The organism is Serratia sp. CC22-02, from assembly GCF_900182895.1.
In the GTDB taxonomy this organism is placed as follows: Bacteria; Pseudomonadota; Gammaproteobacteria; order Enterobacterales; family Enterobacteriaceae; genus Serratia; species Serratia nevei.
In genome coordinates this window covers 224153-247356 of the sequence record NZ_FXUD01000003.1, presented here as the reverse complement: position 1 = coordinate 247356, position 23204 = coordinate 224153, and the positions used below count along the sequence as shown (strand labels likewise).

General features: G+C 61.5%; 24 protein-coding genes. 15 read left to right on the top strand and 9 right to left on the bottom strand.

Going from position 1 to position 23204, the window contains the following annotated elements:
- Positions 1 to 69: 69 nt before the first annotated feature.
- The 7 genes from QOL81_RS13120 to QOL81_RS13090 are packed head-to-tail and all read right to left on the bottom strand — an operon-like array spanning position 70 to position 6044.
- Entirely contained in the window at positions 70 to 336 is a 267-nt protein-coding gene (locus tag QOL81_RS13120) for a hypothetical protein (RefSeq protein WP_197658017.1), read from the bottom strand.
- A complete protein-coding gene (locus QOL81_RS13115; RefSeq protein WP_169318019.1) occupies positions 321 to 1091 on the bottom strand; it encodes a 3-hydroxybutyrate dehydrogenase in 771 nt (256 codons plus the stop codon). The genes QOL81_RS13120 and QOL81_RS13115 overlap by 16 nt, the downstream gene beginning before the upstream one ends.
- Positions 1092 to 1103: 12 nt before the next feature.
- Entirely contained in the window at positions 1104 to 2495 is a 1392-nt protein-coding gene (locus QOL81_RS13110) for a GntP family permease (RefSeq protein WP_089186807.1), read from the bottom strand.
- 45 nt (positions 2496 to 2540) lie between these two features.
- Positions 2541 to 3464 (bottom strand): 3-hydroxyacyl-CoA dehydrogenase family protein, encoded by a 924-nt coding sequence (locus QOL81_RS13105; RefSeq protein WP_197827139.1) that lies wholly within the window; start codon positions 3462 to 3464, stop codon positions 2541 to 2543.
- Positions 3465 to 3482: 18 nt separating this feature from the next.
- Positions 3483 to 4667 carry an acetyl-CoA C-acetyltransferase gene (locus QOL81_RS13100; protein ID WP_197827138.1) on the bottom strand — a complete coding sequence of 395 codons (1185 nt, stop codon included), beginning with the start codon at positions 4665 to 4667 and terminating at the stop codon, positions 3483 to 3485.
- A 13-nt stretch (positions 4668 to 4680) separates the two neighbouring features.
- Positions 4681 to 5334, bottom strand: coding sequence for a CoA transferase subunit B (locus QOL81_RS13095; RefSeq protein ID WP_019453268.1), 654 nt, complete (start codon positions 5332 to 5334; stop codon positions 4681 to 4683).
- 11 nt (positions 5335 to 5345) lie between these two features.
- The gene (locus QOL81_RS13090; protein WP_197786104.1) at positions 5346 to 6044 is read right to left on the bottom strand and encodes a CoA transferase subunit A; all 699 of its coding nucleotides are present in this window, start codon (positions 6042 to 6044) and stop codon (positions 5346 to 5348) included.
- A 168-nt stretch (positions 6045 to 6212) separates the two neighbouring features.
- Between QOL81_RS13090 and QOL81_RS13085 the strand changes: the two genes are divergently transcribed.
- From QOL81_RS13085 to QOL81_RS13070, 4 genes are all read left to right on the top strand, one after another.
- Entirely contained in the window at positions 6213 to 7112 is a 900-nt protein-coding gene (locus tag QOL81_RS13085; RefSeq protein ID WP_038878327.1) for a LysR family transcriptional regulator, read from the top strand.
- A gap of 108 nt (positions 7113 to 7220) precedes the next feature.
- On the top strand, positions 7221 to 8225 hold the full coding sequence (locus QOL81_RS13080; protein WP_283439875.1) for a hypothetical protein: 1005 nt from the start codon (positions 7221 to 7223) through the stop codon (positions 8223 to 8225).
- A 3-nt stretch (positions 8226 to 8228) separates the two neighbouring features.
- Positions 8229 to 8621, top strand: a complete 393-nt coding sequence (locus QOL81_RS13075) for a hypothetical protein (protein ID WP_141957856.1) — start codon at positions 8229 to 8231, stop codon at positions 8619 to 8621.
- A gap of 13 nt (positions 8622 to 8634) precedes the next feature.
- Positions 8635 to 9030, top strand: a complete 396-nt coding sequence (locus tag QOL81_RS13070) for a hypothetical protein (RefSeq protein ID WP_070915072.1) — start codon at positions 8635 to 8637, stop codon at positions 9028 to 9030.
- Here QOL81_RS13070 and QOL81_RS13065 read toward each other — a convergent pair.
- Positions 9021 to 9338 carry a hypothetical protein gene (locus QOL81_RS13065; protein ID WP_041037744.1) on the bottom strand — a complete coding sequence of 106 codons (318 nt, stop codon included), beginning with the start codon at positions 9336 to 9338 and terminating at the stop codon, positions 9021 to 9023. The genes QOL81_RS13070 and QOL81_RS13065 overlap by 10 nt on opposite strands.
- A gap of 245 nt (positions 9339 to 9583) precedes the next feature.
- Here QOL81_RS13065 and QOL81_RS13060 point away from each other — a divergent pair, with 245 nt between their 5' ends.
- The 9 genes from QOL81_RS13060 to QOL81_RS13020 all read left to right on the top strand — a co-directional run bounded on the left by QOL81_RS13060 (position 9584) and on the right by QOL81_RS13020 (position 19307).
- Positions 9584 to 10954 (top strand): glutamine synthetase family protein, encoded by a 1371-nt coding sequence (locus tag QOL81_RS13060; protein WP_060440841.1) that lies wholly within the window; start codon positions 9584 to 9586, stop codon positions 10952 to 10954.
- Between the two features lie 29 nt (positions 10955 to 10983).
- Entirely contained in the window at positions 10984 to 11394 is a 411-nt protein-coding gene (locus QOL81_RS13055) for a GNAT family N-acetyltransferase (protein WP_060440842.1), read from the top strand.
- Positions 11395 to 11407: 13 nt separating this feature from the next.
- Positions 11408 to 12097 carry a trehalose-6-phosphate synthase gene (locus QOL81_RS13050; protein WP_060422105.1) on the top strand — a complete coding sequence of 230 codons (690 nt, stop codon included), beginning with the start codon at positions 11408 to 11410 and terminating at the stop codon, positions 12095 to 12097.
- A 595-nt stretch (positions 12098 to 12692) separates the two neighbouring features.
- Complete coding sequence (locus tag QOL81_RS13045) at positions 12693 to 14303, top strand: ABC transporter permease (protein ID WP_232734406.1); 1611 nt, start codon at positions 12693 to 12695, stop codon at positions 14301 to 14303.
- Positions 14304 to 14318: 15 nt separating this feature from the next.
- Complete coding sequence (locus tag QOL81_RS13040; RefSeq protein ID WP_283439874.1) at positions 14319 to 15110, top strand: ABC transporter ATP-binding protein; 792 nt, start codon at positions 14319 to 14321, stop codon at positions 15108 to 15110.
- Positions 15111 to 15142: 32 nt separating this feature from the next.
- Complete coding sequence (locus tag QOL81_RS13035; protein ID WP_283439873.1) at positions 15143 to 16225, top strand: porin; 1083 nt, start codon at positions 15143 to 15145, stop codon at positions 16223 to 16225.
- A gap of 585 nt (positions 16226 to 16810) precedes the next feature.
- A complete protein-coding gene (locus QOL81_RS13030; RefSeq protein ID WP_084826908.1) occupies positions 16811 to 17590 on the top strand; it encodes an ABC transporter ATP-binding protein in 780 nt (259 codons plus the stop codon).
- Positions 17591 to 17702: 112 nt separating this feature from the next.
- Entirely contained in the window at positions 17703 to 18395 is a 693-nt protein-coding gene (locus QOL81_RS13025) for an MgtC/SapB family protein (protein ID WP_019453282.1), read from the top strand.
- A gap of 27 nt (positions 18396 to 18422) precedes the next feature.
- Positions 18423 to 19307: a LysR family transcriptional regulator gene (locus tag QOL81_RS13020; protein ID WP_038878288.1), complete on the top strand. Its 885-nt coding sequence runs from the start codon at positions 18423 to 18425 to the stop codon at positions 19305 to 19307.
- Positions 19308 to 19493: 186 nt separating this feature from the next.
- On the opposite strand, the gene QOL81_RS13015 is transcribed toward QOL81_RS13020, so the two are convergent.
- A complete protein-coding gene (locus QOL81_RS13015; RefSeq protein ID WP_060422081.1) occupies positions 19494 to 20285 on the bottom strand; it encodes a nucleotidyltransferase domain-containing protein in 792 nt (263 codons plus the stop codon).
- A 311-nt stretch (positions 20286 to 20596) separates the two neighbouring features.
- On the opposite strand from QOL81_RS13015, the gene QOL81_RS13010 reads away from it, so the two are divergent.
- Positions 20597 to 22777, top strand: a complete 2181-nt coding sequence (locus tag QOL81_RS13010; protein ID WP_060426423.1) for a carbon starvation CstA family protein — start codon at positions 20597 to 20599, stop codon at positions 22775 to 22777.
- Positions 22778 to 22995: 218 nt separating this feature from the next.
- Positions 22996 to 23199 (top strand): YbdD/YjiX family protein, encoded by a 204-nt coding sequence (locus QOL81_RS13005; protein ID WP_004953088.1) that lies wholly within the window; start codon positions 22996 to 22998, stop codon positions 23197 to 23199.
- The last annotated feature ends 5 nt before the right edge of the window (positions 23200 to 23204 follow it).

Below are 23204 nucleotides of genomic sequence, written 5' to 3'. Positions count from 1 at the left end.
CCACGCAGAAATAATTAACCGATGTGAACAGCGCACGCAAGATATAAAAATTCACGCCATAACCTGTCATTATTTCAGGTTGGGTTTAATTTCAGCAAAAACGTGTTCATCTGTAACGCGAAGAAAAATAGTGTAATAACCGCAGCACGAAATAAACCAATCCGCACGTTTCACCCAAAATAAACCGGCGTGATTATCCGGGAATAAAAATAGCAAATAACAAATAAATATTATTGCCGCAGGTAAACCGTCACGCAGAGGAATTAACTCATGGCGGGAAATAACGACGGAGCGCGTTGCGCGCTCCGAGAGAGAATTCACTACTGTGCCAGCCAACCGCCGTCCATGTTCCAGGCGGCGCCGCGCACCTGCGCCGCCGCATCGCTGCACAGGAACAGCGCCAGCTCGCCGAGCTGCTCAGGCGTAACGAACGCTTGCGAAGGCTGCTTCTCCGCCAACAGCTCATCGCGCGCCCGCTGCGGGTCGATCCCGGCAGCAATGCGTTTGTCGATCTGCTGCTGCACCAACGGCGTCAGCACCCAGCCGGGGCAAATGGCGTTGCAGGTGACGGGCGTGCGCGCAGTCTCCAGCGCCAGCGTCTTGGTCAGCCCCACCACGCCGTGCTTGGCTGCCACATAGGCCGACTTGTCTTTCGACGCCACCAGCCCGTGCACCGACGCCACGTTGATGATGCGCCCCCAGTGGCGCTCGCGCATCCCCGGCAGCGCCAATCGGCAGGTGTGGAACACCGCCGACAGGTTGATGGCGAGGATGGCGTTCCATTTCTCCACCGGGAACTGATCCAGCGGCGCCACATACTGAATGCCGGCGTTGTTCACCAGAATGTCCACGCCGCCGAACTCACGTTCGGCATACTGCATCATGTCCGCTATCTGGGCCGCATCGCCGAGATCGGCGCCGTGATACCCCGGCGCGGCGCCCAGCCGCGCGACCTGCGCTTGTGCCTGCTCCACGTCGCCGAAGCCGTTGAGGATCACGCGCGCGCCGGCTGCGGCCAACACAGACGCTATCCCGAGGCCGATGCCGCTGGTCGAGCCGGTCACCAGCGCGGTTTTGCCTTGTACACTCATGGTATCGCTCCTTTAAACAATGCCGGTCAGGTAGAACACGCCGATCACGAACAGCACCGCGGCGCTCTTGATCAGGGTGATGGCGAAGATGCCGCCATAGGCCTGCCGGTGGCTGAGGCCGGTGATCGCCAGCAGGGTGATCACCGCACCGTTGTGCGGCAAGGTGTCCATGCCGCCGCTGGCCATCGAGGCCACCCGGTGCAGCACCTCCAGCGGAATCTGTGCCGCATGGGCGGCGGCGATAAAGCTGTCGGACATCGCCGCCAGCGCGATGCTCATACCGCCGGAGGCCGATCCGGTGATGCCGGCCAACAGGGTGACGCTGATCGCTTCGTTCAGCAGCGGGTTGGGGATCGCCGACAGCGCCTGCGACAGCACCAAAAAGCCCGGCAGCGCGGCGATCACCGCACCGAAGCCGTATTCGGAGGCGGTGTTCATCGCCGCCAGGATCGCGCCGCCGACCGCCGTCTTGCTGCCTTCCGCCAGCCGGCCGCGAATATTGCGAAAGCCGAACACCACCACCAGCAGAATACCCGACACCAGCGCCGCTTCCACCGCCCAGATGGCGGTGATCTTCGCCACGTCGGTGGCGATCGGCTTGGCCAGCCCCGGCAGCGTCAGCTCGTGGCTGGCGCCGTACCACTGCGGGATCCAATGGGTGAAGCCAAGGTTGAATACCCCGACCAAAATCAACGGCAGGATGGCGATCAGCGGGTTCGGCAGGTTGATGTCGTCCGGGGTTTCCGGCTCGTTCAGCAGATCGGAGCCGTACCCTTCTCCCTTCAGCTGCGCCTTGCGCCGCTGGCGTTCAAGATACAGCAGACCGACCGCGATGATGAACAGCGAGCCGATCAGCCCCAGCCAGGGCGCGGCCCAGGCATTGGTGCCGAAGAAGCTGGTCGGGATGATGTTTTGGATCTGCGGCGTGCCGGGCAAGGCGTCCATGGTGAAGGAGAAGGCGCCGAGCGCCACGGTGGCCGGGATCAGCCGCTTGGGGATACCGCTCTGGCGGAACAGCTCGGCGGCAAACGGATAGACCGCGAACGCCACCACGAACAGCGACACCCCGCCGTAGGTCAGCAGCGCGCACACCAGCACGATCACCGGAATGGCGTGACGCCGGCCGAGAATGCGGATCGCCGCCGCGACGATCGAACGGGAGAAGCCGGACAGCTCGATCAGCTTGCCGAACACCGCCCCCAGCAGGAACACCGGGAAGTAGAGCTTCACGAAGCCGACCATCTTCTCCATAAACAGCCCGGTGAAGGTCGGCGCCACCGCGCCGGGATCGGTCAACAGCACCGCGCCCAGCGCGGCGATCGGGGCGAACAAAATCACGCTGTAGCCGCGGTAGGCGGCCAGCATCAGTAATCCCAGTGCTGCCAGGGCAATCAAAACGCTCATCGGTCACCTCAGTATCGTTGTTATTGTCAGGTACGGAGTGCGAAATTACGGTTTCAGCGCAAAGCGCAGCTGATGCGCCCGTCGCCGTTGAATGCGTTCCCTGCGTGCGTCATCCCAAAGATAAAATCCCCGGCCGCTGCGCTGGCCGGTATCGCCGCGCTGCAGCCGCTGTTCCACCAGCGCCATCATCTCGTCGCCGGTCGCCAGTTCCGGGAACAGGTGGCGGGCGATGTCCGCCACCGTCGGCAGCCCGGTCATGTCGGCGGCCTCCAGCGGGCCGACCATGGCGTAGCGCCGCCCCAGCGAGGCGCGCATCACCTGATCCACCACCTCGGCGCTGGCGATGCCGCTGTGGACGATGTGCAGCGCCTCGCGCAGCACCGCAAACTGCAGCCGGTTGCCGACAAACCCCGGCGCGGCGCGCTCCAGCAGCACCGCCTCCAGCGCCATCCCGCCGAGCAGCGCCTGCACCGCCGCCAGATGGCGCGGCTCGGTGGCGCGGCCGGGCACGATCTCCACCAGCGGGATCAGGTGCGGCGGGTGCCAGAAGTGGGCGATCAGCAGGCGCTGCGGGTGGGTCATGCGCGCCGCCAGCTCGTCCGGCGGCAGGCCGCTGGTGTTGCTGGCAATCACCGCGTCGTCGGCGATCAGCCCTTCCAACTGCTCATACAGCGCGTGCTTCAGCTCGAGCCGTTCCGGGATCGCCTCGATAAGCAGCCGGGCGGGCGCCACGTCATTCAGCTCACCGGTCACGCGCAGGCGCGCCAGCGCCGCGTCGCGCTCATCGTTATCAAACTGCCCGACGTCGCTCAGCTCGGCCAGAATGCCGCTCGCCACCGCCGGCGCCTCCACCCGGCGCTGCGGATCCGGGTCATACAGCAGCACCTCATGGCCGTGGCGAATAAAGTGGGTGGCGATGCCCACCCCCATCAATCCGGCGCCCAGTACCGCATAATCAGATGACTGCATCGTGCCCTCCTCGGTTGTTTACGGGCGCTCTACCGCCAGCGCCACGCCCTGCCCGCCGCCGATGCACAGCATCGCCAGCCCCTTGTTCACCCCGCGGCGCTGCATTTCGTACAGCAGCGACACCAAAATGCGACAGCCGGACGCGCCGATCGGATGCCCCAGCGCGATCGCTCCGCCGTTGACGTTGACCCGCTCCGCCTCCCAGCCCAGTTCTTTGCCCACCGCCAGCGCCTGCGCGGCAAAGGCTTCGTTAGCTTCGATCAGATCGACCTCCTCCAGCCGCCAGCCGGCTTTCTCCAGGCAGCGCCGCGCGGCCGGCGCCGGGCCGATGCCCATGATCGCCGGATCGACGCCCGACGAAGCGTAACCGGCGATGCGCGCCAGCACCGGCAAGCGCAGCGCGGCGGCTTTTTCCGCGCTCATCAGCAGCACCACGGCGGCGCCGTCGTTGAGCGACGAGGCGTTGCCGGCGGTCACCGTGCCCTCCTTGCGAAACGCCGGGCGCAGCCGCGCCAGCGCTTCCAGGCTGGTGTCGCGCGGCTGTTCGTCGTGCCCCACACTCAGCGCCTCACCCTTCGGCTTCGGCACCGTCACCGACGTGATCTCCTGCGCGAAACGCCCGGCCTGCTGCGCCGCCTGCGCCTTCTGCTGCGAGCGCAGCGCGAACCTGTCTTGTTCTTCTCTACTGATGGCGTATTTCTCCGCCAGGTTCTCGGCGGTGATGCCCATGTGGTAGTCGTTGAAGGCGTCCCACAGGCCATCGTGGATCACGCTGTCCACCATCTGCGCGTGACCGAGGCGCAAACCGGCGCGCGCACCGGCCATCAGGTAAGGCGACTGGCTCATGCTCTCCTGGCCGCCGGCAATCACCGCCTCGGCGTCGCCGCTGCGGATCGCCTGCACCGCCAGATGCACCGCCTTCAAACCAGAGCCGCACACCTTGTTGATGGTCAGCGCCGGCGTCGTCACGGGCAGCCCGGCATTCAGCGCGGTCTGGCGCGCCGGGTTCTGCCCGCAGCCAGCGGTCAGCACCTGGCCGAGGATCACTTCATCGATCTGCTGCGGCGCCACGCCGCTTTGCACCAGCAGCCCCTGCACCGCCACCGTGCCCAGTTCCACCGCCGTCAACGGCGCCAACGCGCCGTGAAAACTGCCGACCGGCGTGCGCGTTGCCGCCACGATCACCACTTCACGTTGTTGCACATTCACCTCCGTCTCAGAAACGCATTTCCGGCACTTGCTCCGGCACGATCAGCCGGCCGGCGGTTTTGGCGACAATCTCCGCCACGCTGACGCCCGGCGCGCGCTCGCGCAGCACGAAGGCGCCGTCTTCAATTTCCAGATAGGCCAGATCGGTCAATACTTTGCGGATGCAGTTGGCGCCGGTCAGCGGCAGCGTGCAGCGCGGCAGCAGCTTGGACTCGCCGCCCTTCGAGGCGTGGGTCATCACCACGATGATGTTCTCCGCCCCCGCCACCAGATCCATCGCACCGCCCATGCCCTTGACCATCTTGCCGGGGATCATCCACGAGGCGATGTTGCCCTCGACGTCCACTTCAAACGCCCCCAGCACGGTCAGATCGACATGGCCGCCACGGATCATGGCGAACGACTGCGCCGAATCGAAGATCGACGCGCCGAGGCGTGCGGTGACCGTCTGCTTGCCGGCATTGATCATGTCGGCGTCCAGCTGCTGCTCGGTCGGGAACTCGCCCATCCCCAGCAGGCCGTTTTCCGACTGCAGCATCACGTCCATGCCCGCCGGCACGTAGTTGGCCACCAGCGTCGGGATGCCGATGCCCAGGTTGACGTAGTAACCGTCCCGCAGCTCTTGCGCCACGCGCTGCGCCATTTGTTCACGGGTAAGCATGCGAATTCTCCTTATGCCCGCAGGGTGCGTTGTTCGATACGCTTCTCGAAGGTGCCCTGGATCAGCCGATCAACGTAGATGCCGGGGGTGTGGATCGCCGCCGGATCCAGCTCGCCCGGCGCGACGATCTCTTCCACTTCCACCACCGTGATACGCCCGGCGGTCGCCATCAGCGGATTGAAGTTCTGTGCGGTGTGGCGGTAGATGACGTTGCCGAAGTGATCGGCCTTCCAGCCTTTGATGATGGCGAAATCGCCGGTGATGGCGGTTTCCATGATGTAAGGGCGGCCGTTGAACTCGCGCACCTCTTTGCCTTCGGCGATCGGCGTGCCGTAACCGGTGGCGGTGAAGAACGCCGGGATACCGGCGCCGCCGGCGCGGATCTTCTCCGCCAGCGTGCCCTGCGGCGTGAGATCCACCTCCAGCTCGCCGCTGAGCGCCTGCTGCTCGAACAGCGCGTTTTCGCCGACGTAAGATCCCACCACCTTGCGGATCTGCTGGGTTTCCAGCAGCCGCCCGAGGCCGAACCCGTCGACGCCGCAGTTGTTGGAGACCACCGTCAACCCGCGCACGCCGCGCCGGCGGATCTCTTCGATCAGGTTTTCCGGGATGCCGCATAGGCCAAAGCCGCCCGCCAGCACCGTCATGTTGTCCGTCAGGCCTGCCAGCGCTTCCTGGTAGCTGCCGACGCGTTTGTCGAGCCCTGCCATATCGTTGCCCCTGCATGTTGCGGCGCAGGGCGAAATGCCCTGGCTTGCGTGAGGGCATCTTCAGGTCACAAAAATGATTTGTTAATTTTGTTTTTATGCCGCATTCATTTAGAATTTTTATTAATCAATCGTCAACCGACGATTAACAAAGAGTTAACGCCAGCCAAAATGAAAATGAGCATCAAACAGTTACGCGCGTTTTTAGCGGTAGCTCACACTCTGAACTTCGCCCAGGCCAGCGAGCGGCTGAATATTTCTCAGCCGGCGCTCAGCCTGGCGATCCGTGGGCTGGAAGACGCGCTGGGCGGGCCGCTGCTGCTACGCACCACCCGCCGGGTGACGCTGACGCCGGAGGGGGAAACCTTCTTCCCGATGGCGCGCCAGCTGCTGGCGGATTGGGATAACGCGGAAGAGGCAATGCGCCAGCGCTTCACCCTGCAGATGGGCAAGGTGGCGATCGCCGCCATGCCGTCGTTCGCCGGCAACCCGCTGCCGCCGATCCTCAAGGCGTTTCGCGATCGCTACGCCGGCATCAACGTGGCGGTGCACGACGTCATCAACGAGCAGGTATTTGAAATGATCCGCGAAGGGCGGGTGGAGATGGGCATCGCCTTCGAGCCGGAGCCGAGCGACACCCTGCACTTCACCCCGCTGTGCCGCGATCGCTTTCTGGCGGTGGTGCCGAAGGATTCGGCGCTGGCGCGCAAGGCGCAGGTGAGCTGGAAGGAGCTGCTGACGCTGGATTTCATCACCCTGCAGCGGCCATCGGCGGTGCGGCTGCTGCTGGAGCAGGAGCTGGCCCGCAGCGGGCGAACGCTGGAGGTGGCGTTTGAAAGCCACCAGTTGGTGACGGTCGGGCGCATGGTAGCCAACGGCCTCGGCGCCAGCGCGGTGCCGGCGCTGTGCGAGAAACAGATGGATGAGCTGGGGGCGGTCTGCGTGCCGCTGATCGGCCCGATCATCGAACGGCGCGTGGGCCTGATCCGCCTGGCGCAGCACCAACTCTCTTCCGCCGCGCAGGCGCTGGCGACGGTGATCGAACGGGAAATGGCGGGGAGTGGTGGGTAAAGCGGCACCAGCATTTTCAGATGATTCTCCGATCGAGAGCGTGAGCCAGAACCTGTTACCACCCTGTAGAAAATGTTAAGTTTCCTAAAAATAAGGAGGCTTTTCGACATGGAACAGAAGTCCAGCAACATCGCACCGGGCTATTGCATCGCCCAACAAGCAGGCCCGCTCGCCTTCCACGCCAACTACCTGTTCGGTGGCAAGCCATCCGAAGCGGCACGCTTTTTTATGCAGCTCAATGCCGATACGCCTCTGGTTCAACCGGGGCAAATGCTGATCGTCGCCGATCCGCGCAATCATCATCAATCTACGCAGATCGCCGCCCTGATGCAGGCCAAGAGCCGCACCAGCAAAGCGGTGAAAGCCGGTGACAGCGATTTCTCCACCTTCTTGCACCGCAATTACGCCGCTATCGCCGCCTTCACCAGCTATGGGGAAACGGTCGTCGGGCTGGCTTCGGATGCCGGAGAACGCTACTTCAGCCAGATCAAAAATATCCTGGTCGAGATTGAAAAAACCTACCAAAATCAGTTCCGCACGAGTGGCGCTTTGATTGGCACTCAGTTTCAGGTGGAACGAGCGCGGCTGTTCGGTACATTAAAACCGTTACTGAATCGCCTTACTCGTGCTCAACTCAATATGAAAGAGTATGCGCAAATCAAACACGCGCTGGGGCTCTCCAGTAAATCGCTGGTGCATGAATGGAGTACCGCTGGCGTCGGTGCCATCAAGGGCTATTCGAACTACGTCGACAGCGCCAGCCGTGCGGCCAAGTTTATGAAAGCCGGCGGCTGGATCGGCATCGGATTGAGCGGGCTGAATACCACCAACGACGTCTACAATGCCTGCACCACCGGCCGCGAACAGGAGTGCGCCAAGATCGCGGTGAAGGGATACAGTCATTTTGCGACAAGTACTGCCTTCGGTATCAAAGGCGGCGAATTAGGTGCCGCTGGGGGAATGTTACTATGCGGAGTTGTATTAGGCGTCGCCACTGGTGGCGTTGGGTCGTTAGCATGTGGCATAGCGGGTGCGGCTGCTGGTGGGGCCGCCGGTGGTTGGCTCGGTGGTTCTTTATCTGATACGGCTACAGGTTTTATTTTTGGTGACTGACTCATGAAAACAGCATCACTTATTGCAGCCGTGCTGCTCTTACTTTGTTGGCTTGTTCAATATATTTACTCTCGTCGCTATAAACGTGAGTTCGATGTTTTTTATCAACGCTATACCCAACAGGGCCACTTTGTCCCTGCTCACGTCGCGATTGCCGATGGCCTTGGCTCTTTAGGTACTTCCATTAAAGCCCAATGGTTCAGATGGATCCTTTGCGGCAAGAAAATCAAGGTGAAGAAAAACCAATATCTTTCCGCCAAGACCTATGAATTTGTTCGTCTTTCATCATCTGAACGCTTGCAGACCTGGATGAAAAACAACGGCACGCTTTTGGCGCTGGAAGGCGTGCTCTTCATCATGGCATTGATCTTTATGATAATAGCGAGAATGTCGTGATTCAGGCTACTCAATGAAAACCCTTGTCATATTATGCTTAACGCTGCTGGTTTTAAGCGCCTTCATCCAGTTCATTGGCTACCGGCGCCATAAAAAAGAGTTTGACGCGTTCTATCAGCGTTACGCCGGCAGCGGACATTTTATTCCGCCCTACGTCGCCTTTGCCGACGGACTCGGCATGCTAGGAATCTCATTAAAGGCACAGTGGTTTCTTTGGATCCTGAAGAGGAAAAAAATCAAGATTAGGGATCAGGTTTGGCTCGATGCGAAAACCTACGACTTCATGCAAAAAACCACCTCTCTTGAGCTACAGAAGTGGCTGGTGATGGATTTTATACTTTTGCTCGTAGAGGCCGTTATTATCGCCGTGGGTTGTATTTTTATTTACCTCATCAAGCATCAAGGTTGAGCAGACGCGTTGCTCCCCTCCACCGCCTGCACCGCCGCCTTCTGCGTGGCGCGCTGATATAAGCACAGCTCCCTGCCCGGCTTGTTTTTCATAAACGGCTGCGGGTAGCGCCCGCCGATAAACAGCGCCGAATAGCCGACGTCATCACCGTAGTGAACGATCGCCCCTTCTACCCTGGCGTTTTTTAGCCCGCTGGCTTTCAGGCAGGCGGCGCGCATCGCCCTTTCGCTCTCGGCCCACGCCTGTGGGGAAGACGCGGTGGCGTTGAACGCGGCCAGCGCGGCGATAAGCAGCCCTATTCTCTTCATCGTTATCTCTCCTTCAACGGCCCGTCTCGCCAGTATAGACCGTGCCGGCGCGGCCAACCCGCCAACGCCGCCGTACTCTTTACGGCATTTTTATTCCGCGCCCCGTTAACGTTACGGCGTTTTTACAGACAGTTTTTGCCGCCGCAGATACCCTTCTCACATCGCCGCTATGGCCTTACAAGAGAGTTGTCCCATGCGTTTATCCCTGCCTCTGGCCGTGATCGGTCGCCGTTCTGGAGCGCGCCATGCATTCTAATATCATCGGCTTCAATCCGCTGTTGGCGGAGCTGCCCGCTTCGCCAACGCGCGCCTTCCACAAAGAGCTGGAACACTACCTGCAGCGCTATCCGCAGACCGAACAGCTGGATATTTATCTGCACGATCTGAACGGCCAGCTGCGCGGCAAGCGACTGCCGATCGCCGAAGCCTTTGGGCTGGAGAAAGGCTGCTACTTTCCGCTGTCGATCTACGCCCTGGATCTGCACGGCCGAGTGATTGAAGAAAGCGGGCTGGGGCAACGGGCGGGCGAGCCGGACCGCTTGTGCCTGCCGGTGCCCGGCACGCTGCGCCCCTGCGCGCGCGATCCCGAACGCCACGCCCAGCTGCTGCTGACGATGCAAAACGCCGACGGCGGCGCCTGCGAGCTGGAGCCGCGCGTGGTGCTGCAACGGGTGCTGAAGCGCCTGCACGAGCGTAACTGCTTCCCGGTGGTGGCGGCCGAACTGGAGTTCTACCTGCAGGATCCGCAGCACCCCGCCGAGGCGGAAACCTGCCCAACGCAGAGCTTCGCGGTGGATGCGCCCGAGCGCCACCATGCGCTGCTGAGCGACATCGAACGGCACGCCCGCCTGCAAAACCTGCCGTTGACCGGCGTGGTGGCCGAAGCCGCCTCCGGCCAGTACGAGCTGAATCTGCATCACAGCCGGCGCGTGCTGGAAGCCTGCGACCAGATCATGGCGCTGAAACGCCTGACGCGGCAGATTGCCGAGCAACATCACCAGCACGCCTGCTTTATGGCCAAGCCCTGCGCCCACGCCGCCGGCAGCGGGCTGCATTTCCACATCAGTTTGCAGGACGAGCACGGCGAGAACCTGCTGACCGGCGCGCCGGGCGAACTGAGCGACAACATGCAGCAGGCGATGGCGGGCATGCTGGCGCTGATGCCGGCCTCGATGGCGATCCTGGCGCCCAACATCAACGCGTTTCGCCGCTTCCGCCCTGGCATGCACGTGCCGCTGCGCGCTTCCTGGGGCCACAACAACCGCACGGTGGCGCTGCGCCTGCCCTGCGCCGACAGCGCCAACCAGCGCATCGAATACCGCCTGGCCGGCGCCGACGCCAACCCCTACCTGGCGCTGGCGGTGATGCTCGGCGGCCTGCTGCACGGGCTAGAACACCCGCTGCCGCTGCCGCCCGCCGCCAACGGCTGCGAGAGCGACAACGCCGCGCCCTTGCCGCTCGGCCAACAGGAGGCGCTGGCGCTGTTCCGCCACAGCGATCCGCTGCGTGAGCTGCTCGGCCCGGCATTCTGCACCCTGTGGCACACCTGCAAAAGCGCCGAACTGCGCCGCTTCGAGGAACAGGTCACCGCCGCCGAACTCGGCTGGATGCTGTAACCATCCGGTTCATTAACCTAAGGATAATCATGAATATGCAATCGCAACGGGCGCCCGTACAGCCGCTGCTCTGCTGGCGCAAAGGCGTTTTTCATATCAGCACCGATCGGCAGCTGTTGGATATCGAGGCGATCCAACGTTTCCTCAGCCTGCCGGATCGGGCGGCGGCCGAGCGTCTCGTGCACCACGGCCTGTGCTTCGGGCTGTACCGCAAGCGCCACCTGCTCGGCTTCGCCCGCATGGTGACCGATTACGCCACCTTCGCGTCGGTGAGCGAACTGTTCGTCAGCGCCGAGTACCGCGGCGTCGGGCTGGGAAGCTGGCTGACGCGCTGCTGCCTGGCGCATCCGGCCTTGCGCGGCCTGCGCGTCACGCTGCCCGCGCTGCAGGCGCCCTGGCGCGCCGATGGTTCGGCGCACGCCCTGCGCGCCCTTCACTGATAAGGAGGCCCCCATGTCTCGTTTGGTGCTGATTTCCAACAAGCAGTGCGACGGTAAGGATCTGGCCTGCGCCGGCCAGACGCTGGCGGCCGACGCCGAGCCGGGGCTGTGGCTCGGCTGGAACGGCGACGTGCAGAATTTCGCGCAGCGCCCGATCAGCTGCCGGCAGCGCGCCGGTTACGATCAGGTGACCTTTCCGCTGTCGATCGAGGAGTTCCGCCGCCACTATCAGGGCTATTACCACGACGGCCTGTGGCCGGTGTTCCACAACCAGCCGGAGAAGGCGCATTTCACGCCGGAAAACTACCGCGCCTACCGGCAGCTGAACCGCCGTTTTGCCGATATCGCCTGCGAGCACCTGTGCCCCGGCGACATCGTCTGCATCGACGACTATCAGCTGCTGCCCTGCGCCCAGGCGCTGAAGGAGCAAGGGCTGCTGAACGCCTGCGCGTTCTTCTTCCACCTGCCGTTCCCGTCGGCGGCGCTGCTGCGGCGCATCCCGGAACATCGCCAGCTGATCGCTTCGCTGCTGTTCTACGATCTGATCGGCTTTACCACCACGGACGATCGCAACGCCTTTCTCAGCTGCCTGGCGGCCGAGTTCCCGCTGGAGATGCTGCCCGACGATCAGATCCAGGCCAACGGGCATCTGTTCGCCACCGGCATTTTCCCCGCCGGCATCAACGGCAGGCAGGTTTATTGATTTACGGCGGCGCGCCCCCTTCAGGCGCGCCGTTTTATTTCGCCGCGATTTATTTTTACCGCCTTTATTGCCATCACCATGCGTTATTTCATTTTCCGGATATAGCGATTAAAAAATGAATATTCATCCTGTTACATATCAACCGTAAAAACCCTATTCCACCAATTGCTTTTTATTAGTGAAACACATTACCCTCTCCCTGCCATATTTAAACCGAGGAGGGCCCCATGGGCGATGAAAGTTTTAGTTTTACGCTAATGCTATTGGGCGTCTTTCAGTAATGCCATCCAGGTTGCATTCTGAAAGACACGGAATGCGGCAACTGCTCCCCTTCTGACGGCCTTTCCCGCTCTGCCGGCCCACCCATCGCCCCGCTGCGAAAACAACGTCTGTCTCAACCGCTACGGCGGTATTTATCTGGTGTCGCCGGGCATATTCCCCGAGCGCCGACGGATTTCTTATGGGAAAAATAAGGTATTGCGTTATGCAAAATAAACGGGGTACATCTATTTTCAGAAAGTCTTATTTAAACGACTTTATCGTTATCGCCATCGGTGTTTTTTTCATTGCCTTTTTTATTCGTGCCTGGGGTGACATGCACGGTGACTTCAATGAACAAAACGTCTCTGCCATCAGTCTTGATGCCTGGAACCTGCTTTATTATTCGCTCAGAACCAGCATGCGCTTTCTCCTCGGCATGGCCTGGTCGCTGCTGTTTTCTGTGGTATTCGCCGTGCTGGCCGCGCGCTATACGCCGCTGCGCCGGGTGATCCTGCCCTTCGTCAACTTTATGGAGTCGGTGCCGCTGGTGGGGTTCCTGACCTTCACGACCGTGTATTTTCTCAACCTCTACCCGCACAGCGTAATGGGGCTGGAGTGCACCGCCATCTTCGCGGTGTTTACCGGCCAAGCCTGGAACATGATGCTGACGCTGTATCAGACGCTGCGCATCGTGCCCAAGGAGCTGGATGAAGCCGCCCGCAGCTTCAATTACAACCCGTGGCAACGCTTCTGGCGGCTGGAGTTCATCTATTCGGTGCCGGGCCTGCTGTGGAACGCCATGGTGTCGCAATCCGCCGCCTGGTTCGCCCTGGTGGCCTCCGAAGCCATTCCGGTCGGCGATCGCTCGGTCGAACTGCCCGGCGTTGGCTCCTACATCGCCGAAGCGCTGGCGCAGCAGAACGTGCCGGCGATCCTGTATGCGATCGTCGCGCTGGCCGCCAACATCGTGCTGCTCGATCAGCTGGTTTTCCGCCCGCTGGTGCGCTATACCGCGCGCTTCAAATACGAAGACGTCACCGCCAGCCGGCCGCTCGGCAATCCGTGGTTCTACAACAGCCTGGCCTTCTCGCACGTCGGCGCGGCGCTCGGCCGCACGCTGCGCGCGCTGGCTGACCTGTGGCTGTTCAAGCTGCCGCGGCTGTGGTACGCCCTCGGCCTGCACCGCCTGTTCAGGCTCGCCGCCAAGGGGAACTGGCTGTGGCGCAGCCTGTGGTATCTCGGCGTGGTGCTGGCCTGCGTCTGGTTCGGTTACCGGCTGTGGGAATACTTCCCCAAACAGTACTTCGCGATGCTGCCGGAATGGATGCTGCTCACCACCGCGCGCGTGGCCGCGGCCATGCTGCTCAGCGTGGCGATCTTCACGCCTCTGGGGGTGTGGATCGGCATGAATCCGCGGCTGGTGAAGATCTTCCAGCCGATCATCCAGATCCTGGCGGCCATTCCGCCCAACATTTTCTACCCGCTGATCGCCGCCTTCATCGCCATTTATCATCAGGATCTCGGCTGGTGGGCCATCCCGATGATCATGCTGGGCACCCAGTGGTACGTGTTGTTTAACGTGATCGCCGGCGTTTCCGCCATTCCAACGCAGATCACCGAAGTCAGCGAAACCTTCGGCATGCGCCGCTTCCGCTGGTGGCGCTACTACATGCTGCCGGCAATTTTCCCCTACATCGTGACGGGCATCATCTCCGCCGCCGGCGGCGCCTGGAACAGCGCCATCGCCGCCGAGGTGATCCAGTGGGGCAGCACCACCCTCAGCGCCACCGGGCTGGGCGCGTTCATTTCCGTGGTCACCGACGCCGGCAAGAACCCGGAGTCCGCGCTGGGCTGCGCCGCCATGTGCGCGCTGGTGGCGCTGTGCATCATCTTCGTCTGGCAACCGCTGTATCGCATCGCGGAAACCAAATTCAAATATGACTGATCAAGGGGGAACCACATGGTGACTCAAGAGGCAATTATCAGCGCCCGCCGGCTGAACAAGACGTTTATCGGCGAAAACAAACGCCCCAAACCCGTGCTGCGCGACGTATCGCTGACCGTACACGCCGGCGAGTTCGTCACCATTCTGGGGCAATCCGGCTCGGGCAAGTCCACGCTGCTGCGCATGCTGGCCGGGCTGATCCCAGCGGACAACGGCACGCTCACGCTGGCGGGCAAACCGGTCAACGGCCCGAGCGCCAACGTCGGCATGGTGTTTCAGTCCTACGCGCTCTATCCCTGGCTAACGGTGTACGACAACATCGCCTTCGGGCTGCTGGCGCAACGGCTGCCGCCGCAGACGATCGCCGAGCGGCTGGGAGCGCTGCTGCGCCTGGTGGGCCTGACCGGCTATGAGCACGCCTGGCCGCGCGAGCTCTCGGGCGGCATGCGTCAACGGGTGGGCTTCGCCCGGGCGCTGGCGGTAGAGCCCGACCTCTTGCTGCTGGACGAACCCTTCTCCGCCCTCGATATCTTTACCGCGCAAAAACTGCGGGGCGACCTGCTGGCGCTGTGGGGAGACAACCGGCTGCGCACGCGCGCCATGGTGATGGTGACGCACGACGTCGAAGAAGCGGTGCTGATGTCCGATCGGGTGCTGATCCTGGACGCAACCAGCAAACGGATCGACGACGAATTCAGCGTCAACCTCCCGCGTGCGGCGCGCAACCGGGAAAGCCTGCGGCACCTCACCGATCGGATCCGCAGCTGCCTGTACAAAAAAATCGCGCAAGCGCAATCGGCCGGTTAACGGCCCTGTTTTCATCCACTTGGGGAACTGAAATGAACCATAAAAGCGTGCTGATGACGCTGCTCATCCTGCTGCCAGCCGCCGCCAGCGGCGCGGAAATCGTCAATAAAGACGGCAATAAACTGGATCTGTACGGCCAGCTGAACGGCGTGCATTACTTCAGCAGCGACGCCGACAATAACGGCGACCGCTCCTATACCCGCTTCGGTTTCAAAGGCGAAACGCAGATCGGCGACGCGCTGACGGGGTATGGGCAGTGGGAATATCAGGCAGGGCTCGATCAGCCGGAAAGCGCCGGGCCAGGCGACAGCTATACCCGCCTGGGCTTTGCCGGATTGACGTTCGGCCCTTGGGGCAGCCTGGATTACGGCCGCAACTACGGCCTGCTGTATGACGTGGCCGGTTGGACGGACGTGCTGCCTGAATTCGGCAACGACAGCTACGAAGCGGCCGACAACTTTATGACCGGCCGCGCCAACGGCCTGCTGACCTACCACAACCGCAGCCTGGGCGGTCTGGTCGACGGCCTGGATCTCGGCCTGCAATATCAGGGGAAGAATCGGGGGGACGACGCTCAACGGGCGAAGGATATCCAGACGCAAAACGGCGATGGCTACGCCTTTTCCGCCACCTACGACACCGGCGTGGGGCTCAACGTTGGCGCCGCCTACGCCAACTCTGCGCGCACGCTGGCGCAACAGCGCTTCGGCCTGGCTGACGGCGATCGCGCCCGGGCCTGGACGCTGGGGCTGAAATACGACCAGGACAACCTCTACCTGGCGGCAAGCTACGCGCGCACCGAGAACATGACCTACGTCGACGGCGATCGCTACGCCGGCTTCGCCCCTCGCGCGGACGCTATTGAGGCGGTCGCGCAGTATCACTTCGATTCCGGCGTCACGCCCTCGCTGGCCTACCTGCAAACGCGCGGTCGCAACCTGCCCGGCATTGGCGACGCCGATCTGGTCAAATACCTGGATCTGGCACTGAATTACAGCTTCAACGCCAACATGTCGACCTACGTAGAGTACAAACTCAACCTGCTGCAACGGCAGAACGCCGTCGGCGCCGGCGTCGACGACATCGTCGAAACCGGCATCATGTATCAGTTCTGATCCCCATCCCGGCCGGAGGGCGCTCTCCGGCCGGTTCATGATTTAACTTTCGTCCGCCCCCTTATTCTCTCGTTTAACTCAGGTTTATATTTCCATAAAATGATGCCTATATTCATTCTGGCACTTTCTGTTTACGCCCCGTTTAATGAATAAAGAAAATTTTCCCCGCATTCATATTAAATTACATTTTGCCGCCATAATTCGGCGTAACCACATTGAATAACAGGCTATGGCACGCGTATTATGGCCACACGAAAAATAACGGGAGAATGATATGGACGGCGACAGTTGGTTGTTTATTTTATTGTTGGAATCGCTGAGGTCACAGGAGCAATAGTCATCCCATTGCATCCTGAAAGTGTCAGGATATGAGTCAGTTATAGCATCCCTTCGCTTTACCCTTCAGCCTCTGGCCTGCGCGCATGCCGCACCGGCACGCCCGATGGGCTAACCCCTCCAGCATAAGCGTATTAACAGTCCGATAACGGTCAGGCTTATTTGCACCCGCATTTATTTTACGCCTGCCCGGCGAGAAATATCGGCCCTTTTTCCATGCTCATATTTTTAATTGGGTGGAGACGGATCATGATGGTAAAAAAAACCACGCTTCTGACGGTCAATAACGTCAGCAAAAGCGTTCAGCCTACCGGTAAAGAAAAACGTCTGGTGCTGAATGAAATCAATTTGCGCCTTTACGACAACGAGGTCGTCAGCATTTTGGGGCAGTCCGGCTCGGGTAAATCCACCCTGCTGCGCATGCTTTCCGGCCTGATCGCGCCGGATCTGGGCAGCGTGATGCTGGGGGATAAAAAAGTCTCGGGGCCGAATCCGCAGATCAACATGGTGTTCCAGACCTTCGCCATTTTCCCGTGGCTGAACGTCTACCAAAATATCGCCTTCGGGCTGCAGGCGCAGGATCTGCCGCCGCAGGTGGTCGAAGCCCAGACGCTGAAAATGCTCGATCTGGTCGGGCTCACGCCCTACCGCGACGCCTACCCGCGCGAGCTTTCCGGCGGCATGCGCCAGCGGGTCGGCTTCGCGCGCGCGCTGGCGGTAGAACCGATGCTGCTGTTGCTGGACGAACCCTTTTCCGCGCTGGACGTCTATACCGGCGAACACCTGCGCAGCGATCTGCTGCGTATCTGGAGCACGCGCCAGATCAAAACCCGCTCCATCGTGCTGGTCACCCACAGCGTAGAGGAGGCGGTGATGATGTCTGACCGCATCCTCCTGCTGGGCGCCGGCACCCTCGACGGCTGCTATCACATCACGCAGCGCCGCGAGGCGCGCACCCGCGAGGGGATGCAGCCGCTGACGGACAAAATCAGCGAGACGCTCAGCCGGCAGATCGCCGCCGCGCACTGAGCGCCGCCCTGGACTGGCGGGGCGGAACCCCGCCAACTTAACTACCTGTTTATCAAGAGTTACCCCACTACGGGTGGCTCATGATAAGCGGATAATACATCGAGTTATTATCATGCATTTCATTCATACACTGCTAACGCTGCTGACCGCATCCGTCCTGGGCGCGGCCATCGGCTACGAAAGACAGTTCCGCCAGCGCACCGCCGGGCTGCGCACCAACACGCTGGTGGCCACCAGCGCGGCGATCTTCGTCCATCTGGCCATGACCATCGACGGCAGCGGCGGCGCGGTGCGCGTCATCTCCTACGTGGTCTCCGGCGTCGGCTTTCTCGGTGCCGGAGCCATCATGAAGGAAGGGATGAACATCCGCGGCCTGAACACCGCCGCCACGCTCTGGGGCTCCGCGGCGGTCGGCGCCTGCGCCGGCTGCGGCCTGTACGGCGATGCGCTGGCCGCCACGCTGTTCGTGCTCGCCGCCAACACCCTGTTGCGCCCGCTGGTCAATATGGTCAACAAACAGCCCTTCAATGACGTTAACGGTGAGTCTACCTACCAGATTTGCGTCATTGCCTTCGAACATGAGCAGCGTGAAGCGCTGGCCAAATTCAAACAGGTGCTGCAAGGGGAAAACTGCTTTATCTCGCATCTGGATATCGAACCCTTTGGCGACGACGACGTGGAGATCACTGCCACGCTGATGCCGGCCTCCGTCACCACGCCGGTGCTCGACCAGACCATCAATAAATTGCTGAACGACAGCATGATGAAACAGGCCTATTACAGCCGCATCGCCGGCTCCGGCTGATGCCGTTCACTTCCAGGGAGATCAACCATGAAAACCATGCCAAAGCTGGCGCATCTGACGATGTTCAAAGACATTGTCCACTGTGGAAGCTTGCACGAGGCCGCGAAAAAGCTGGCCATCTCGCAGCCGACGCTCAGCCGGGTGCTTAAAGAGCTGGAAATGACCATTGGCGCGCGGCTGCTGGAGCGCAGCAACCGCGGCGTGCGCCTGACGGCGGTCGGTGAGCTGTTTTACCGGCGGATAGACGCCGCCACCAATCAGTTGCTCAACGCGTTTGACGAGCTGCGCGGCCTGAGCGCTGACGGCGAGAAGCGCCTGCGGGTGGGGATGAGCGTCGATCCGCTGCTCTGCTATCTGCCTCAGGTGCTCGAAGGCTTCAACCGCCGCTACCCGCATACCCGGGTGACGGTGGTGGAAGACGGCCCGGAAGGCCTGCTGGCCCGGCTGCGAAACTGCGAGCTGGATTTGGCGGTCAGCAGCCTGAACGGCGCGGCGGGCGGCGCCGATCTGGCCATGCAGGCGCTGAAGAGCGAGCGCTTCTCGCTCTATCAGGGAGGCGATCTTACCGCAGCCGGGCAGCCGCCGGCCGAGGCCAAATGGGTGGTGCCGCGCTCCTGCTCGGTGGGGCATGCCGCCATCCGCGAGATCGCCGAACGCTATACGCCGCACGGCCAGATCGTCGAGACCGACTCCTTTCTGGCGACCTGGTGCCTGGTCAGGCAGCAAGGCTATATCGCACTGCTGAGCGATCGGGTGGTCGCACACTACGCCCCGCAGCTGCACCTGCAGAAAATCCCGACGCACGAGATCGACATCAGCGCGCGCTTTTACGTCTTTACCCGCCATGAGCCGGCCACGCCGCCGCTCAGCGCCGCGTTTATCCACCTGCTGCAGGCCATGCAGACGGTTTGAGGAGACAGGCTGCCGGAAACGTTCGGCACCCGGTAAGCGAACTGAAAAACAGGGGGTTAAAGCCGGCCGGTTATTCCGGGGTCTGCATTGGCAACAGCGGCAGCCTGGCGGTGATTGCCAATGCAACAGCACAGAAAGGGATTATTACGCCCTCCTATGCCCCCTCATCGGCAACCCACACGACCATTACGCCATGACGGTTTTATAAAGCAATTCGTCGAGCGAGAAATCACTGCGCGCGCAGCTATCAGGTAATTCAGCCGGTTGTTCATGAGCCTTAAGCGCTTGCAGAATAAACGCGTGTATCAGCTCCCTACGGGGACCGTATTCTGCTTCTCCGGCTCTTTTTTTGACCGTCAACAAGGCATGAATTTCCGCTAACAACAATGGATCGCTCACCGTTCCAGCCAGCAGGTGATCGAAACGCATTGGCGGCACCCCTTTGCCCGCTTCTATCCAAAGGACGGCCAGCAGTGGCCGCAGAACGTAGAAATATTTTTTTAGGCGAACTTCCTCGCCTTGTAAGTAGCCGCGGAAATTTTTACGCGCCATGGAAAGATAATGCCAGCGTGCTCGCGTTGCGGAAAACCACTCAGGTACGACGCCTTTCAGCGCCTCTACACTTTCAGCATCCTGCCGATAAACCACCGGTGAATCCAGCCATTCGATCAACGTCGGGTTAGCTCGCTTTAACAGGCCGAGCGACTTGCGCCATTCCCACCCGCAGACGTCGAGCTCATCATCTATCGGCAGCTCGATCACGTCACGCTGCGTCTCAACGCGCAAATACCATTCAGGCCGATGCACATACAAGAAACGCACGTCGTAATCACTGTCCGGCGAGGCGAATCCCCATCCACGGCTGCCGGACTCGCAGGCATATAACACTCTTACGTCATATCGCGCTTCTATTTCACGCAACACCTTTTTTATTTTGACGCGCATTTCACTGCTGACGCCTTCTGTTTGTTCTTCCATGTCTTTATCCTTTTCCATACGTTGCCTACGCAGGGTATATACGATTCTCACCCGACACAACTCCGCCACTATATTCAAAACATGATGAAACCAGCCGCCAACCGCTCACCCCGCCAATCCAACCGTTCACCCGGCGGATCTGACCGCTGACCGAAATACGCCTGTCTTCCCCCCTTACCCCCGGCGATGATGAGCTGTTCCTAAACCCGCCTTACCTCGGGAAAGACGCTACGGCTCACCGCGCCACTCTGACATCTCTTACAAGCGGATGAGTTCATTCATATTTTGCAGACTGGAATTAAGGATACCTCATGAAACGAGAGGGGATTTTAAAGCACATTCCGTGGATGCTGCTGGGGATACTCGGCGCAGCCTGCCTCGGCGTGGTGGCGCTGCGCCGCGGCGAACACATCAGCGCGCTGTGGATCGTCGTCGCTTCGGTGGCGGTGTATCTGGTGGCCTACCGCTACTACAGCCTGTACATCGCCACCAAGGTGATGAAGCTGGACGCCGGCCGCGCCACCCCGGCGGTGGTCAACAACGACGGCCTGAACTACGTGCCGACCAACAAGAACGTGCTGTTCGGCCACCACTTCGCCGCCATCGCCGGCGCCGGGCCGCTGGTGGGGCCGGTGCTGGCCGCGCAGGTCGGCTACCTGCCCGGCACGCTGTGGCTGCTGGGCGGCGTGGTGCTGGCGGGGGCGGTGCAGGACTTTATGGTGCTGTTCATCTCCTCGCGCCGCAACGGCGCCTCGCTCGGTGAGATCATCAAAAAAGAGATGGGGCCGATACCGGGCACCATCGCGCTGTTCGGCTGCTTCCTGATCATGATCATCATCCTGGCGGTGCTGGCGCTGATCGTGGTGAAAGCGCTGGCGGAAAGCCCGTGGGGCGTGTTCACCGTCTGCTCCACCGTGCCGATCGCGCTGTTTATGGGCATCTACATGCGCTATCTGCGCCCCGGCCGCGTGGGTGAAGTGTCAATCATCGGCATCGTGCTGCTGGTGGCCGCCATCTGGTTCGGCGGCGTGGTGGCGCACGACCCGTACTGGGGCCCGGCGCTGACCTTTAAAGACACCACCATCACCTTCACGCTGATCGGCTACGCGTTCGTCTCCGCCCTGCTGCCGGTGTGGCTGATCCTGGCGCCGCGCGACTACCTGGCCACCTTCCTGAAAATCGGCGTGATCGTCGGGCTGGCGATCGGCATCGTGATCCTCAACCCTGAGCTGAAAATGCCGGCGGTCACCCAGTTCGTCGACGGCACCGGCCCGGTGTGGAAAGGCACCCTGTTCCCGTTCCTGTTCATCACCATCGCCTGCGGCGCGGTCTCCGGCTTCCATGCGCTGATCGCCTCCGGCACCACGCCGAAGCTGTTGGCCAATGAGACCGACGCGCGCTTTATCGGCTACGGCGCGATGCTGATGGAGTCCTTCGTCGCCATCATGGCGCTGGTGGCGGCTTCCATCATCGAGCCGGGCCTGTACTTCGCCATGAACACCCCGCCGGCGGCGCTGGGCATCACCATGCCGGATCTGCACCGCTTAGGCACCGAAGACGCGCCGATGATCATGGCTTCGCTGAAGGACGTGACCGTGCACGCGGCGGCGGCGGTCAGCTCCTGGGGCTTCGTCATCAGCCCGGAACAGATCCTGCAGACCGCCACCGACATCGGCGAACCTTCGGTGCTGAACCGCGCCGGCGGCGCGCCAACGCTGGCGGTGGGCATCGCCCACGTGTTCCACCAGATCATTCCGGGCGCCAACATGGGCTTCTGGTACCACTTCGGCATTCTGTTCGAGGCGCTGTTCATCCTGACCGCGCTGGACGCCGGCACCCGCTCCGGCCGCTTCATGCTGCAGGATCTGCTGGGCAACTTCGTGCCGTTCCTGAAGAAAACCGACTCGCTGGTGGCCGGCATCGTCGGTACCGCCGGCTGCGTCGGGCTGTGGGGCTACCTGCTGTATCAGGGCGTGGTGGATCCGCTCGGCGGCGTGAAGAGCCTGTGGCCGCTGTTCGGCATCTCCAACCAGATGCTGGCCGCCGTGGCGCTGGTGCTGGGCACCGTGGTGCTGATTAAGATGAAGCGCACCCAATACATCTGGGTGACCGTGCTGCCGGCGGTGTGGCTGCTGATCTGCACCACCTACGCGCTGGGGCTGAAGCTGTTCAGCGACAACCCGCAGCTGGAAGGCTTCTTCTTCCTGGCCGGCGAGTACAAGCGCAAGATCGCCGAAGGCGGCGCCGAGCTGAGCGCCCAGCAGATCGCCAACATGAACCACATCGTGGTGAACAACTACACCAACGCCGGGCTGAGCATTCTGTTCCTGCTGGTGGTGTACAGCATCATCTTCTACGGGGTGAAAACCGCGCTGGCGGCGCACAAAAACCCGAAACGCACCGACCAGGAAACGCCTTACGTACCGGTGCCGCAGGCCGCGCCCGCCGACGGCGTAACTGAGGGGGAGGTCAAAGTTTCGACCCAGCATTGATGTGATTTAACGGATACCCTGCATAATAAACGTTAAGTAGTACCCAAAGCCGCACGGCCTGTGCATCACAAGATGCCAGGCGTGCGGCGCGATGCAATCGAGATACCCGGGGCGACCCGGAGGTGGGGCATCCCTGCGGGAACCCCATCCCCCGGCTTCCCCTAATATCAGGCTTAAGCAAGCGCTGTAGTGATGCAGGGTAAAGTTGGAGAAGGCTTATGTTCGGAAATCTCGGCCAGGCGGGGAAATATCTCGGGCAGGCGGCGCGCATGTTGGTGGGCGTGCCTGACTACGATACCTACGTCCAGCACATGAAAGACAACCACCCGGACAAGCCGGTGATGACCTATAAAGAATTTTTCCGCGAGCGCCAGCAAGCGCGCTACGGCGGCGACGGCAAAGGCGGCATGCGCTGCTGTTAACCCGC